This window comes from Streptomyces lienomycini (assembly GCF_027947595.1).
GTDB classification, from domain to species: Bacteria; Actinomycetota; Actinomycetes; order Streptomycetales; family Streptomycetaceae; genus Streptomyces; species Streptomyces lienomycini.
Genome location: NZ_CP116257.1, coordinates 3,606,739 through 3,621,018, shown reverse-complemented (window position 1 = coordinate 3,621,018; position 14,280 = coordinate 3,606,739). Strand labels below are relative to the sequence as shown.

The 14,280-nt window shown below is 72.0% G+C and carries 12 protein-coding genes; 4 read left to right on the top strand and 8 right to left on the bottom strand.

The genetic code is table 11. The annotated features are described in order from the left end of the window. Window positions 1-49 precede the first annotated feature (49 nt). The 6 genes from BJ961_RS16410 to BJ961_RS16385 all read right to left on the bottom strand — a co-directional run bounded on the left by BJ961_RS16410 (window position 50) and on the right by BJ961_RS16385 (window position 7,446). Entirely contained in the window at window positions 50-1,846 is a 1,797-nt protein-coding gene (locus BJ961_RS16410; RefSeq protein ID WP_271413574.1) for an ABC transporter ATP-binding protein, read from the bottom strand. Next, the gene (locus tag BJ961_RS16405) at window positions 1,843-2,901 is read right to left on the bottom strand and encodes an iron-siderophore ABC transporter substrate-binding protein (protein ID WP_271413573.1); all 1,059 of its coding nucleotides are present in this window, start codon (window positions 2,899-2,901) and stop codon (window positions 1,843-1,845) included. The genes BJ961_RS16410 and BJ961_RS16405 overlap by 4 nt, the downstream gene beginning before the upstream one ends. An 87-nt stretch (window positions 2,902-2,988) precedes the next feature. Beyond that, a complete protein-coding gene (locus BJ961_RS16400) occupies window positions 2,989-3,852 on the bottom strand; it encodes an ABC transporter ATP-binding protein (RefSeq protein WP_271413572.1) in 864 nt (287 codons plus the stop codon). Window positions 3,853-3,890: 38 nt separating this feature from the next. Beyond that, window positions 3,891-4,982: a FecCD family ABC transporter permease gene (locus BJ961_RS16395; protein ID WP_271417064.1), complete on the bottom strand. Its 1,092-nt coding sequence runs from the start codon at window positions 4,980-4,982 to the stop codon at window positions 3,891-3,893. Between the two features lie 32 nt (window positions 4,983-5,014). Continuing rightward, complete coding sequence (locus BJ961_RS16390) at window positions 5,015-6,079, bottom strand: FecCD family ABC transporter permease (RefSeq protein WP_271413571.1); 1,065 nt, start codon at window positions 6,077-6,079, stop codon at window positions 5,015-5,017. An 11-nt stretch (window positions 6,080-6,090) separates the two neighbouring features. After that, the gene (locus tag BJ961_RS16385; protein WP_271413570.1) at window positions 6,091-7,446 is read right to left on the bottom strand and encodes a lysine N(6)-hydroxylase/L-ornithine N(5)-oxygenase family protein; all 1,356 of its coding nucleotides are present in this window, start codon (window positions 7,444-7,446) and stop codon (window positions 6,091-6,093) included. A gap of 175 nt (window positions 7,447-7,621) precedes the next feature. Here BJ961_RS16385 and BJ961_RS16380 point away from each other — a divergent pair, with 175 nt between their 5' ends. Next, window positions 7,622-8,569, top strand: coding sequence for a methionyl-tRNA formyltransferase (locus BJ961_RS16380; RefSeq protein ID WP_271413569.1), 948 nt, complete (start codon window positions 7,622-7,624; stop codon window positions 8,567-8,569). A gap of 103 nt (window positions 8,570-8,672) precedes the next feature. On the opposite strand, the gene BJ961_RS16375 is transcribed toward BJ961_RS16380, so the two are convergent. Together BJ961_RS16375 and BJ961_RS16370 are read right to left on the bottom strand one after the other, a co-directional pair. After that, window positions 8,673-8,915 (bottom strand): DUF5302 domain-containing protein, encoded by a 243-nt coding sequence (locus BJ961_RS16375; protein ID WP_271413568.1) that lies wholly within the window; start codon window positions 8,913-8,915, stop codon window positions 8,673-8,675. A 39-nt stretch (window positions 8,916-8,954) separates the two neighbouring features. Continuing rightward, entirely contained in the window at window positions 8,955-10,820 is a 1,866-nt protein-coding gene (locus BJ961_RS16370) for a CocE/NonD family hydrolase (protein ID WP_271413567.1), read from the bottom strand. Window positions 10,821-11,094: 274 nt separating this feature from the next. Here BJ961_RS16370 and BJ961_RS16365 point away from each other — a divergent pair, with 274 nt between their 5' ends. The 3 genes from BJ961_RS16365 to BJ961_RS16355 all read left to right on the top strand — a co-directional run bounded on the left by BJ961_RS16365 (window position 11,095) and on the right by BJ961_RS16355 (window position 14,121). Continuing rightward, a complete protein-coding gene (locus tag BJ961_RS16365) occupies window positions 11,095-11,529 on the top strand; it encodes a PGPGW domain-containing protein (protein ID WP_328661579.1) in 435 nt (144 codons plus the stop codon). A 181-nt stretch (window positions 11,530-11,710) separates the two neighbouring features. Continuing rightward, window positions 11,711-12,670, top strand: coding sequence for an alpha/beta hydrolase family protein (locus BJ961_RS16360; protein ID WP_271413565.1), 960 nt, complete (start codon window positions 11,711-11,713; stop codon window positions 12,668-12,670). 131 nt (window positions 12,671-12,801) lie between these two features. Beyond that, window positions 12,802-14,121 carry a DEAD/DEAH box helicase gene (locus BJ961_RS16355; protein WP_271413564.1) on the top strand — a complete coding sequence of 440 codons (1,320 nt, stop codon included), beginning with the start codon at window positions 12,802-12,804 and terminating at the stop codon, window positions 14,119-14,121. Window positions 14,122-14,280: the final 159 nt, after the last annotated feature.

Below are 14,280 nucleotides of genomic sequence, written 5' to 3'. Positions count from 1 at the left end.
GCCCCTTCCAAGGAATCAACGCAGGCTAACCTAACTTAGGCATACCTAACTACCCCGCCCGGCCGCCCTCGCGCCAGGCCCGCCACAGCCGGGCGTAGCGGCCGCCCAGAGCCACCAACTCGTCGTGCGTGCCCTCCTCGACGACTCGTCCGGCGTCCAGGACGGCGATCCGGTCCGCCGCCGTCGCCTGGGTCAGGCGGTGGGCCACGAACAGCGTGGTGCGGCCCGCGCAGGCGGCCAGCACGGCCCGCTCCAGCTCGGCGGCCCCCTCGCTGCCCGCCTCGGCGGTCGACTCGTCCAGCACCACCACCGGCGCCCGGCCGAGCACCAGCCGGGCCAGGGCGAGTTGGGCCACCTTGGTCACGTCGAGGCGCTCACCGCCCTCCCCGACCGGGGTGTCCAGTCCGTCGGGCAGGGCGTCGACCCACTGGCCGGCGCCCACGGTGCGCAGGGCGTCCAGGAGTTCGGCGTCGGTCGCCCCCGGCGCGGCCAGCCGGAGGTCGTCGGCGAGCGGCCCGGAGAACACGTGTGTCTCCTGGGTCAGCAGGCTCACCAGGGCCCGCGCCCCGGCCTCGTCCAGTCCGGCCAGGTCGGTCGGCCCGACGCACACCGTTCCCGAGTCGGGGGTACCGATGCCCGCGACCAGGGCGGCCAGGGTCGTCTTGCCCGCGCCCGTCGCTCCCACCAGGGCGAGCGAGCCGCCCGCCGGGATCGTCAGGTCCACGTCCCTGAGGACCGGCTCCTCGGCGCCCGGGTAGGTGAACGTCAGGCCCCGCACCCGTACCGGGTACGCCCCCGCCGCCGCCGACGCGACGGAGTCGTCGCCGACCAGCCGGGCCTCGGTGTCCTCGCCCAGCACGCCGACCAGGCGGGTGAGGCTCGCGCCCGACTTCTGCGCCTCGTCGAAGGTGAACATGATGGCGCCCAGCGGGGTGAAGAGCCGGTGGAAGAGCAGGGGCGCCGCCGACACCTCGCCCAGGGTGGCCGCGTCCGCCTCCAGCAGGGCGTACCCCACCAGGAGGATGAGGGACAGACCGATGAACTCGGCGCGGTTCTCCCTGCCGACGAACCGTCCGAAGAACCGGAACACCTCGATGCCGAGGTCGCGCACCCGCCACGACTCACGGGTGACCCGCTCGCGGAAGGCGTCCTCGAGGCGGTAGGCCCGGACCGTGTCGATGCCGTTCAGCCCGCTGATCAGGGCCTGCGCGCGGTCGGCCTGGGCCACCCGTTGCTTCCGGTACAGCGGCGCGGACCTCGGCAGGTACCAGCGCAGGGCCAGCGCGTACGCGGGCAGCGCCCCGGCGCCCGCCAGACCGAGCCGCCAGTCGAGGCCGAACATGCCGGCCGTGGCGATGGCGACGAGGACGCCCGCCGAGAACACCGTGGGCACGGCCGTGCGGATGCCCTTGGAGATCACGGCGACGTCGTCACCGACCCGGGACAGCACGTCCCCGCGGCCGACCTGCTCGACGCGTGCGCTGGGCATGCCCAGCACCGCGTGGACGGCGCCCTCCCGCAGCCGGGCGAGCAGGTCGGCGCCCAGCCGTCCGATCAGGTAGGTCGACACCGCGGTCGCCGCCGCGCCGAGCAGCGCGGCGGCGACCATCAGGGCCCCGATCGTGACCAGGATCGACTGCGACCGGCCTCCCGCCACCGCGTCGACCACCCGGCCCAGCAGCAGCACCGGCAGCACCTGGAGCGCCGCTCCGGCCACCGTGGTGAGCACCGTGGCCGCCGTCAGCCAGGGGACGTCGCGGCAGTGTTCCGCGACCCATCGGCCGGCCTCGCGGCCCGTCGCCGTACGCAGGGCGGCCGGGGCGGCGCGGGTGTCGGTGGCGCTCACCCCTGCCCGGCCGCCTTGACGAGTTCGTCGACGGCGTACGGCATGGACAGCAGGGTGCCCTGGGAGATGGCCGCGCCGACCGCCGGGCCCTCGCTGTCCAGCAGGTAGGACACCTTGCCGTTCTTGGCGGCGTCCAGGTTGGTGAACAGTGCGAACTTCTTCAGCGCCTCCTGGTCCGCCTTGTCGTTGATGACGAAGACGCGGTCCACGTCGACCAGGTCGACGCGCTCGGGCGAGAGCGTGGTGTAGAAGTCGCCGCCGGCGACCTTGTCGATCTCGGTCTGGTACGTGAAGCCGATGCCGGTCACGAGCCGTCCGCGCACGTCGGTGGAGGTGAAGGGGGCCACCGAGTCCTTGTACCAGGACAGGACGACCGCCCTCTGGTCCGCGAACTCGGGATGGGCCTGCTTGGCGGCGTCCAGCTTGCCCTGGATGCCGGCCACCATCTTCTTCCCGTCCTCGGCCCTGCCGAGCGCCTTGGCGATGTGCAGCGCGTTGTCCTGCCACGGAGCGCTGAAGGGCTCCTTCTCGCCCTTGGTGCGGCCCACCGTGGGCGCGATCCTGGAGAGCTTGTCGTAGGCGGCCCGGTCGATCTCGGAGTAGACCGCGATGATCAGGTCGGGGCGCAGCGCGGCGATCTTCTCGTAGTTGGGGCCCGTGTCCCCGTTCTTCATGATGACCTCGGGCTCGGTGTCACCCCACTTGTCCTTCACCCAGGGCCACTGGGTGTTGATGTCGGGGCTCTGTCCCGCCGGGTTCGGGTACTGGTCGACCATGCCGACGGGCTTGATGCCGAAGGCGAGGATCGTCTGGTCGTCGGTGTAGCCGACGGAGACGACCCGTTCGGGCGCCTTGTCGATCTCCGTCGTACCGAACGCGTGCTCCACGGTGACCGGGAAGGCTCCGGCAGCGGCCGGGGCGTCGCCGCCGGCCTTGTCCGCCGGTTCGTCCGAGTCGGAACCGCACCCCGCGAGGAGTCCGACGCCGAGCGCGGCCGCGGACAGGGCCGCCGCCAGTCGTCGCCAGGGCTTCATACGCGTCGTTCTGAGGAGCATCCGGAGATCCCTTTGCTGTCGCGCCGTCCACTGCGCCCCGTCTGAGGGCAGCAAACCTTATCGCGGCCGAGTGAGGTTAGCCTACCCTCACTGAGACAACTCCGGGACTGATCCGCCGAGTTCGCTGTGAGTGCGTCCGATCGGCACGATGAGCGGGCGGTCCCCCACCGGGTCGTCGATTACCTTGGCGCGCAGCCCGAAGGCCTCGTGCAGCAGGTCGGCGGTGATCACGTCGCGCGGGTGCCCCTGCGCCAGGATCACCCCCTCCCTCATGACGACGAGGTTGTCGCTGTAGCGCGTGGCCAGGTTGAGGTCGTGCAGCACCATGACCACGGTGCGCCCGGACTCGTGCAGGTCGTCGACCAGGTCGAGCACGTCGATCGCGTGGGCCAGGTCCAGGTAGGTGGTCGGCTCGTCCAGCAGGAGCAGGTCGGTGCCCTGCGCCAGGGCCATCGAGATCCACACGCGCTGGCGCTGTCCGCCGGACAGCGAGTCGACCGCACGGTCCGCGAGGTCCGCCACACCGGTCATGGCCAGTGCGTGCCGTACGACGTCGGCGTCGTCCGACGACCACTGCCGCAGCCAGCTCTGGTGCGGGTGGCGGCCCCTGGCGACCAGGTCGGACACCGTCAGCCCCTCCGGTGCCACCGGCGCCTGGGGCAGCAGGCCGAGCTTCTTCGCCACGTCCCGGGTCCGGAGCGCGGCGATGTCCTCGCCGTCCAGCACGACCGTGCCGCCGGTGGGCCTGAGCAGCCGGGACAGGGTGCGCAGCAGGGTCGACTTGCCGCAGCCGTTCGGTCCGATGACGGTGGTGATCACCCCGGGCGGGATCGTGACGTCGAGACCGTCGATGACGGACCGGGCTCCGTACCCGACGGTGATCCCCCGGGCCGCCAGCCGTGAGGCTCCGTCAACTCCCGTGCCGGTCGCGGTGATGGACTGAACGACCACGTGACCCCCTCGATTAGGCTCGCCTTACTTTGTACCAGCTATCTGCGGTTCGCCCGCACCAGCAGATAGACGAGGAAGGGGCCGCCGATCGCCGCGGTGACCACGCCGACCGGCAGCGAGACGGGCAGCGCGGTGCGCGCGACCAGGTCCGAGCCGGTCAGCAGCAGAGCCCCCACCAGGCCGGAGGCCACCAGTGGCGGCGTCGGGCACCTCGGCAGCCGCATCGCCACCTGCGGTGCCACCAGGGCGACGAACGGCACCGGGCCCGCCGCGCTCACCGCGACGCCGGCCAGCAGCACCGCGCACAGCAGCAGGACCGCGCGCACCGCCCCGTACCGGACACCGAGGCCGGCGGCGACCTCGTCGCCGAAGTGCAGCGGCTTGAACTGGAAGGCGACGCAGGCCACGACGACCAGCAGGACCAGCGTGCACCACAGGGCGACGTGGACCTCCTCCCACGACCGGTTGTCCAGCGAGCCGACCAGCCACGCCTGGGCCCGGGCCACGTCCCTGATGTCGGCGGTGACCAGCAGCCACGTCGTGGCCGCCTGCATCACGGCGTTCACCGAGATGCCGATGAGGATGAGCCGGAAGCCGTCGATCCCCCGGCGCCACGCCATGAAGTACACCAGCAGACCGGTGCCGAGGCCCCCGGCGAGCGCCGCCGCAGACAGGCCCACCGAGTCGACGACCGCCGTCGCGGCCCCGCCGGACACCGTCACCAGGAACACCGCGACCGCCCCGGCACCGCTGGTGATGCCGAGGACGTCCGGACTGGCCAGCGGATTGCGGGCGATGGACTGGGTGAGGGCGCCGGAGACCCCCAGCGCGACGCCCACGACCACCCCGGCGAGGGCGCGCGGCATCCGCAGATCCATGATCACGAACTGGTCGACCTGCTCGCCCCCGCCGAAGACGGTGGCGACGACCCGGGGCAGGGCGATGGGGAAGTCCCCGACCCCGATGGACAGACAGAAGACCAGGAAGGCCGCCGCGGCCAGCAGCAGCGTGACGCCCGCGATCCAGGGCCGCCACACGAACGACACGCCGCCGAACCGCACACCGGGCGCCACCGACGCCCGCACACCCGTTCTCCCGTCCGTTGCCGGTTCCGCCCCGTTGACCTGCATGTCCGTCCCGTCGCCCCTCATGTCCGCCCCGTTCACGCGTTCTTGAACTTGCCGCGCCACACCAGGACGGCGAAGAACGGTGCGCCCAGGAGCGAGACGACGACCCCCGCGTCCAACTCCCCCGGCCTCACGACCAGGCGCCCCACGATGTCGCAGACCAGCAGCACGACGGCCCCGAGCAGACCGGCGTACGGGACCAGCCAGCGGTAGTCCGGGCCGGTCAGGTACCGGGCCACGTGAGCCACCATGAGCCCGAGGAACGCGATGGGGCCGCAGGCCGCCGTCGCCGCCCCGGCCAGCAGGGTGATGGCGACGACGCCGACGGTTCGGGTCAGCGCGGTGTTCACCCCGAGCCCCCGCGCGACGTCGTCGCCCAGGTTGAGCAGGTTGACGGAGGGCAGCGTGGTCAGCGCCAGCAGCAGTCCGGCGGCGACGAAGGCGGACACGGGCCCGATGACGTCGAAGCCGACACCGGTCAGCGAGCCCGCGTTCCAGAACCGCAGGGCGTTCAGCGATGCCTTGTCCGTCAGCGCGACGGCCGTGGTCATCGCCGCGAGGAACACCGTGACGCCCTGACCGGCCAGCGCCAGCGTCAGCGGGTTGCCCGCGCCCCGGCCGATGCTGGAGAGTCCGAACACGACGACACCGGCGAGCGCCGCGCCCAGGAAGCCGAACCAGACGTACTGGAAGGGGCTGGTGAACCCGAAGGCGGCGATCCCCGACACCACGGCGAACGAGGCGCCGGAGTTCACCCCCAGCAGCCCCGTGTCGGCGATCGGATTGCGGGTGTACCCCTGGATCAGCGCCCCGCCGACGCCCAGGGCGACTCCGGCCACGACCGCGAGCACCGTGCGGGGCACCCGCACGGTCTGCACGATGAGGCGGATCTCGGTGAGCCGCTGGTCGGACTCGGGCGCGGCGAACAGCCCGTGCCAGACCTCGGCGGGGCTCAGCGCCCGCGCGCCGACGGCCAGCGACGCCGCCGCCGCGATCACGAGGAGCGCCGCGAGAATGCCCAGGCCGGCAACACGGCGCCTACGGGCATCCGTTGTGCCCCGTGGATCGGACGCGGGGCGCTCAACCGCAGTCGTGGTCATGGCGTCGTACACTAACGCGCGCTGCCGCCGGTTCCGTCGGCGACCGTACGGGCCTCGTCGGAAGCGGACTTGAGACCCCGGTCGAGGAGCGACTCCAGGATCTCGCCGACCCTGACGGCGGTGTTGGAGAGCAGCGAGGACGTGATGCCGTGCGTGTGCTCCGTGCCGCCCTGGAGGTAGATGCCGCAGCGCAGACCGGGGTCCGTCGCGATCCGGTAGTCGCGCTCGACGCGCACCCGGCCCTCGTCGTCGCGCAGGCAGCGGTCCGCGACCTCACCGAGCAGACCGAGGGGGTCGGCCTGCCCGTAGCCGGTCGCGAAGACCACGACGTCCGCGTCCAGGAGTGTCTCCTCGCCGGTGACCAGGGAGGTGACGGTGGCGCGTACCCGGTCCGGCGTCTCCTTGACGTCGGTGAGCCGGGACACGTTGAGGAAGCGCAGCCGCTCGGCGCCTAGGACCTTCTCCCGGTACATCTGGCGGTACAGGTCGTCGATCAGGTCGATGTCCACCACGGAGTAGTTGGTGTTGCCGTGGTAGTCCATCAGCCGGCGTTTGACGCTGCCTGGCGCGGTGAAGTACTCGTCGACGGCCGCCGGGTCGAAGATCCGGTTGGCGAAGGCGCTGTCGTCGGCCGGACTGTAGCCGTAGCGTGCGAAGACCGCGCAGACCTCGGCCCCGGGGAAGCGGCGATGCAGGTAGGCGACGTTCTCCGCGGCGCTCTGCCCGGCGCCGACGACGATGAACCGGGAGGGCGAGGTGCCCTCCAACGCGTCGACCCTGGCGAGCAGTTCGGAGTTGTGCCAGACCCGTTCGCCGCGTTCCACGCCCTCCGGCACCAGGGGACGCAGCCCGGTGCCGACGACGAGGTTGCGCGTGCGGTGGACCTCGAGCCCCTCCCCCGAGCGGACCGTCACCTCCAGGTGGTCCTCCGCTCCGTCACGCACCACGGGTGCGACGCCGACGACCTCGTGGCCGTAGGAGACCATGTCGTCGACCTTGGCGGCGGCCCACTCGAAGTAGTCGTGGAACTCCACCCGCAGCGGGAAGAGGTTCTTGTGGTTGATGAAGTCGATCAGCCGCCCCTTGCTCTGCAGGTAGCAGAGGAAGCTGTACTCACTGGCCGGATTGCGCAGTGTCACCAGGTCCTTGAGGAAGGACACCTGCATGGTCGCGTCGTCGATCAGCATGCCGCGGTGCCAGCCGAAGCGCGGTTGCTGCTCGAAGAAGCGGGCGTCGAGCGGTTCCCGCCCGCCGGGCCGTGCGTTGTGTTCGCGGATCGCGATCGCCATGGCGACATTGGACGGCCCGAAGCCGATGCCAATGAGGTCGTGGACCAGCGGTGCGTCAGCAGGAAGAACCTGTGACATGTCACTCCCATCGTGCGCCGGAAACTTAGGTGAGCCTAAGCTAATGAAATGCGACTGTCGATAGGGTGAACCGTGGGATGATTCCCGCCAACTTGACTGTCTTGCGCGGCTGTTGCGCACTAAGGTAAGCCTTGCTTAACTGCCTGGGTCATTCCCTGCCGCGAGGAGGAAGCCCATGCGGGTCGTCATGTTCGGTTACCAGACCTGGGGGCACCGCACCCTGCGAGCCCTCCTGGACTCCGAACACGACGTGGTCCTGGTGGTGACGCATCCCAGGAGCGAGCACGCCTACGAGAAGATCTGGAGCGACTCGGTCGCCGACCTCGCCGAGGAGCACGGCGTCCCGGTGCTGATCCGCAACCGCCCGGACGACGACGAACTGTTCGCGCGTCTGGAGGCCGCCGCCCCGGACATCATCGTGGCCAACAACTGGCGGACCTGGATTCCGCCGCGCATCTTCGGGCTGCCCCGTCACGGCACCCTCAACGTGCACGACTCGCTGCTGCCGAAGTACGCCGGGTTCTCCCCGCTGATCTGGGCGCTGATCAACGGCGAGACCGAAGTGGGCGTCACCGCGCACATGATGAACGACGAGCTGGACGCCGGTGACATCGTGCGTCAGGAGGCGGTGCCGGTCGGGCCGGCGGACACCGCCACGGACCTCTTCCACAAGACCGTCGACCTCATCGCACCCGTCACCATCGGCGCCCTCGGGCTGATCGCCGCCGGACAGACGGAGTTCACCCAGCAGGACCGCTCCCGGGCGAGCTTCTTCCACAAGCGGTCCGAGGAGGACATCCGCATCGACTGGAACTGGCCGGCCGAGGATCTGGAGCGCCTGGTGCGGGCCCAGTCCGAGCCGTACCCCAGCGCCTTCACGTTCCACCGGGGCAGGCGGCTCGAGATCCTCGCCGCCGTCGTCTCCGAGGGCCGCTACGGCGGTACGCCCGGACGGATCTTCTACCGCGAGGGCGAGGGCGTGGTGATCGTCGCCGGGGCCGGCGCACGGCGCGGCCGCGATCACGGCCTCGCCGTCACACGGGTACGGACCGAGGACGGACGGGAGTTGGCCGCGACGGACTACTTCACCTCCATGGGCGGCTATCTGACCGCCCGCCCCTGACCGCCGCTGATCGCTTCTGGTCGCCCCCGACCCGCCGACCGGGACGGGCGGGGCCCGGCCGTGCTGCCACGGCCGGGCCCCGCGTGGGACGTCGTGTGCGACCTCAGCCGCTCTTGCGCCGGAACGACCGCTGGCTGGCGGCCGGACCGTGGGTGCCTCGGATCTTCGCCACGTCGGCGCCCGCGGCGAGGGCCGCGGCCTCCGCCTGTTTGCCGCGCTTGCGCTCCAGCGCCTCGCGGAACTTGCCCTTCAGGTCGTACTGACCGTTCTCGTCGGGTGTCACGGCGGTGGTGTTCTCGTCCTTGGCCGGTTCCGAACCTGCCTGCGATGAAGACTCTTCAGTCATGGTGACCTCCTGGGGCTCGGACAACAGGAGCACAGCTTGTCACGACCGGCCACCCGGAACCACCGAGAACGTCCCGGGCCCGGCCGGCAGGCGCACCGTGTACTGGCGCAGGTACGTGTCCAGGTACGGCGACCGGTCGCCGGCGGTGGCGACGTCGTCGGCCGGGTCGTCCAGAGCGAGCCCGAGCCTGGCCCCCCTGACCTCGACGGTCTCGCCGGAGGGCGTGTCGCGCCAGGAGCCGGTCTGGATGGAGCCGATCTCCACGGCCAGGGCGTGTCCGGCGGCGAGGGTCCAGTCGGTCGCCTTCAGGTCGACGCCCATCCGGCCGGACTTCACCAGGGAGACCTGTTCGTCGAACATGACGGCGGTGCCGTCCGGGGCGACGTCGTACAGCTTGAGCATGACGTTGCCCTCGCCGCGGGCCGTCAGGGACAGCCGCGGGGTGCCGGTGACGCGGGTGGCCTTCTTCAGCGGCTTCGACCAGACGAAGAAGCTGGAGGCGACCTCGCCGGCTCGCTGACGCTTCGCCGCTTCCGCGGCCAGCCCGGCCGGGGCGGGCTGCTCGGTCGCGGGCGCGTTCTCCATGTCCCAGTTGCCGGTCGGCTGCGGCGTCGCCTTCGCCGCCGGGCCGCCGGACGCGGTCAGCCCGGCTCGGGCGGACGCTCCGCCGTCGTCCACGTAGGAGCCGCCGCCGAGCGGGAGGGTGACCGACCGTTCCGTGACGGGCCACGTGCGCTGGGCCCGCCAGGCACCGGTGGAGTCCTCGACGGCGTAGGCCGGGTAACGCACCGTCGGCCTGACGCCCTTCAGGTACTGGTCGTAGAAGGAGAGGGTCTCGTCGTACCAGCCCTCCCGGCCCATGGCCAGGCGTCCGTCGCCGACGCGGTCGCCGCCGCGCACGTGGTCCCACTGTCCGAGCCAGCCGCGCTCCGGGCCCCGGTGGTTGTCGAGGTACTCCTCCATCTCCTCGGGCTTGGTGTTGTTCTCGACGAAGCCCTGGGTGACGAAGAGCGGGGTGTCGCTGCCCCTGGCCATTCTCGCCAGGTCGCGGGAGGTCCAGTGCTCGTCCCGCTGGTCGGATATCCGGTAGCCGGCCGAGTTCTCCGTCAGGCACTCCGGGTGGCTCTCCTCGTACCGGGCGGCGGCCTGGTAGCGGGGATCGTCGTCCGCCATCGGGGGCATGGAGGCGATGGAGTTGTAGGCGCCCGCGGTACCGGTCACGTTGGGACGGGGCACGCCGTTGGAGTAGATGTACTGGTACATGTCCCACACCGGCTCCTGGGCGACGACGGCCCTGAGAGCCCGCTGGTCCAGGTTGTTGCCAATGAGGCCCGTGACGGCGTCGTACGACTTGCCGTACATGCCGACCGCGCCGGTGGACCACGGCTGCTTCGCGGCCCAGTCGATCGCGGCCTTCACGTCGGCCTGTTCGCCGGGTCCGCCCCAGTCCAGGCAGCCGGTGGAGCCGCCGAAGCCGCGCAGGTCCACCATGACGAAGGCGTAGCCCTGGTCGAACAGGTCGGTGCCCTCGATGAAGTCCTGGAAGCGGGCCGAGGGGCCGGTGCGGGTCCAGCCCTCGGGGCCGGTCTGGCCCGCGTGGGAGAAGTACGGGCCGACCGACAGGATGACCGGAACCTTCTCCTTGCGCTTCAGCCCCTCGGGCAGCAGGACGTCGGCGTGGAGCCGGGTGCCGGAGCGGTCGGAGGACGGGAAGTAGTGCTGGGTCCAGACCGACCCCTGGGGGACGCGGTCGTTCTCCTCGTGCGTGACGGGACCGGTCCCGGTGGCGGCCGGCCCCGCCTCCGCCCCCTCGGCCGCGACGGCCGGGCCGCCGAGACCGGCGGTCAGGGCGAGGGCGGCGACGAGCGCCGAAGCGGTCCGGACGACCGCGCGACGTGGTCTCACATGCTCCTCCTTGAACGGTGGGTGCAGGTGGTACGGGTGGTGCAGGTCTAGCAGCGAAGTCCACGCACGTCGATGGGGCGTCCGGGCAACTCCCCTCCCCACCGCGGGCATTGGCGGACAGGACGGGACGGACCGCCCCGCGCGCACCGTGCGGGACCGGGCCGGGGCCCGCTCGCCCGCCCTCCACCGGAATCGCCCGCCCGGTGATCCCTGCCTAAGGTGGGGCACACCTACCCGACAGGAGACCTTGCCGACCGCAGGAGAGTGGGGCGCCATGGCGCGGGGTGTCGAGTCCATCCGGCGCGTCGCCCTGGGCGTCGTGGGCGCCGTCCTGCTGGTGATCGGCGTCGCGCTGCTGGTGCTGCCCGGGCCGGGCCTGCTGCTCGTCTTCGCCGGGGTGGTGCTGCTGGCGCGCGCCGTCCCGGCGTTGGACCGGTTCGTCGCCCCCGTCCGCGTGCGGGCGATGCGGGCGGCCGAGGAGAGCGTCTCCTCCCGGTGGCGCATCGCGGGCTCGGTGCTGGTGGGGCTGTTCCTCTTCGCCGCCGGCCTGGCGTGGGGCCTGGTGTCCCTGCTGCCGTACTCCGGGTGGGCCGCCGGGGCGAGCCTGATCATCTCCTCCCTCGCGCTGTTCGCCCTGCTCGGGTGGAGTCACCGTCGCGTCCGGGCGACGCGGCGCGGCTCGCCGGAGGCCCCGGAGCGGACGCGTTGACCAAACGGGACAGCGTCCCGTATATTTAACCGGGACAGCGTCCCACTTTGTCGTGCTGACGCGCGCACCCTCAGAACGGCCTCGCCACGCCTGCGCCCGCACGAGCGACGCGGCGGCCGATCCAGCCCCAGAGCACCCGAGTCACCCGAGTCACCCGAGTCTTCGAACGGACATACACCTCATGAACGCACCCACTCCCGTACCCGACTTCGTCGTCCCGCCCGCGCCCGTCCTCTCCGTCGCCCCGGTCGTGCTGCCCGCGCCGGGACGGCCCGTGGAACTCCAGGTGCGGGTCTCCGCGCCCGTGACGGGCACCGACCTGCCGGTCATCCTGCTCTCGCACGGCCAGGGCTACTCGAACCACCTCTCCTCCCTGAACGGTTACGCCCCTCTCGCCGACTACTGGGCGGCACACGGCTTCGTCGTCGTCCAGCCGACCCACCTGAGTTCCAGGTCACTGGCGCTCGATCCCGCGACCCCGGGGGCGCCGCTGTTCTGGCGGTCGCGCGCCGAGGACATGACCCGCGTCCTCGACCGCTTCGACGCCCTGGAGCGGGCCGTCCCCCAACTCGCCGGCCGAGTGGACCGCAGCAGGGTCGCCGTCGCCGGGCACTCGATGGGCGGCCACACCGCGAGCCTGCTCCTGGGCGCCCGGCTCACCGATCCGGACGACGGCACGGAGGTGGACCTGACCGAGCCCCGCATCGGCGCGGGCGTCCTGCTCGCCGCGCCCGGCCGGGGTGGCGACGCCCTCAGCGCGTCCGCCGCCGAGAGCATGCCCTTCTTCCTGACCACGGACTTCTCCGCGATGAGGACGCCCGCGCTCGTCGTCGCCGGTGACAAGGACGACTCCGCCCACCTCACGGTGCGCGGACCCGGGTGGCACGCCGACCCGTACGCCCTCGCCCCCGGCCCCAAGGCCCTGCTCACCCTGTTCGGCGCGGAGCACGGGCTCGGCGGAGTCGCGGGGTACGACGTCGCGGAGACCACCGACGAGGACCCCGGCCGGGTGGCCGCGGTGCGGCGGCTCGCCTGGGCCTACCTGAGGTCCGAGCTGTACCCGGGGGACTCCGCGTGGCAGACGGCGCGGGACGCGCTGAACGCCGGACCGAACCCGGTCGGACGGATCGAGTCCAAGTAGACCCGGAACTGCGGGCCGCCGGACGCCTGGACGCCCGCTGGTAAAATGGGCCCACGCTTCGAAGCGCCCGGGTCCGTACCGAGGGGTACGGACCCGGACGCGTTCCGGGCGCCTGAACAGGAAGGTCCCCCATGAACGCGAAGCCGACCCCGTCCTTCGGCGACCTCGGGCTGCCGCCGGTGCTGGTGGAGACGATGACCGGCCTGGGGGTGACGGAACCCTTCCCCATCCAGGCGGCGACCCTGCCCGACGCCCTGGCCGGGCACGACATCCTCGGCCGCGCGCGGACCGGGTCCGGCAAGACGCTGGCCTTCGGGCTCGCCCTGCTCGCCAGGACCGCCGGCCGGCGCGCGGAGCCGAAGCGGCCACTGGCCCTCGTCCTGGTGTCGACCCGGGAACTCGCCCAGCAGGTGAGCGAGGCGCTGACGCCGTACGCGCGGGCGCTCGGCGTACGCCTGACGACGGTCGTCGGCGGACTGTCGATCAACCGGCAGACCCAGGCGCTGCGCGCCGGCGCCGACGTGGTCGTCGCGACGCCGGGACGCCTGGCCGATCTGGTGTCGCGCCGGGACTGCCACCTCGACCGGGTGCGGATCACCGTGCTGGACGAGGCGGACCAGATGTGCGACATGGGGTTCCTGCCGCAGGTCTCCGGCATCCTGGAGCAGGTGCCCTCGGACGGGCAGCGGCTCCTGTTCTCGGCCACGCTCGACCGCGACGTCGACCAGCTGGTGCGGGACCACCTCCACGACCCCGTACTCGCCTCGGTCGACCCGGCGTCGGCCGCGGTGACCACGATGGAACACCACGTCCTGACCATTCACCCCGCCGACAAGTACGCGACCGCGACCGAGATCGCCGCCCGGGACGGCCGGGTGCTGATGTTCCTGGACACCAAGGCGGGGGTCGACCGGTTCACCCGGCACCTGCGGGCCGCCGGCGTGCCCGCCGCCGCCCTGCACAGCGGGAAGTCGCAGCCGCAGCGCACCCACACCCTCGCCCGGTTCGTGGAGGGCGGGGTCACCGTGCTGGTGGCCACCAACGTCGCGGCGCGGGGCATCCACGTCGACGACCTCGACCTCGTCGTCAACGTCGATCCGCCGGCCGACGCCAAGGACTACCTGCACCGCGGCGGGCGTACGGCGCGCGCGGGCCGGGCGGGGAGCGTGGTCACCCTCGTCACACCCGCCCAGCGGCGCGAGGTGAACCGGATGATGTCCGAGGCCGGGATCCGGCCGACGGTGACCCCGGTGCGCTCGGGCGAGCAGCGGCTGACCACCCTCACCGGCGCCAGGCGCCCCCCGGAGGGACCGGGGAAGGAGAGCGGCAACGCCCCCTTCCGCGGGATGGGCACCCGGCCGGGCCGCGCCGCGAAGGGATCCCGCAAGGCCGTCGAGGCGCGCAAGGCGGCGGAAGCCCGCGCGGCGGCCCGGGTGCGCAGGGGGCGCTGACCCCCGAGGGCGTCTCCCGGTGCGCGGCCGGCGGTTCTGGGCACCAGGAACTTTGAACACAGCGATGACAAAGTATGGACATGCCAAGCGGAAGTCTCCTACCTTGGCGGCGGAACGTCCGTCATACCGCACGAGACCGGAGCGATATCCGGCACGGTC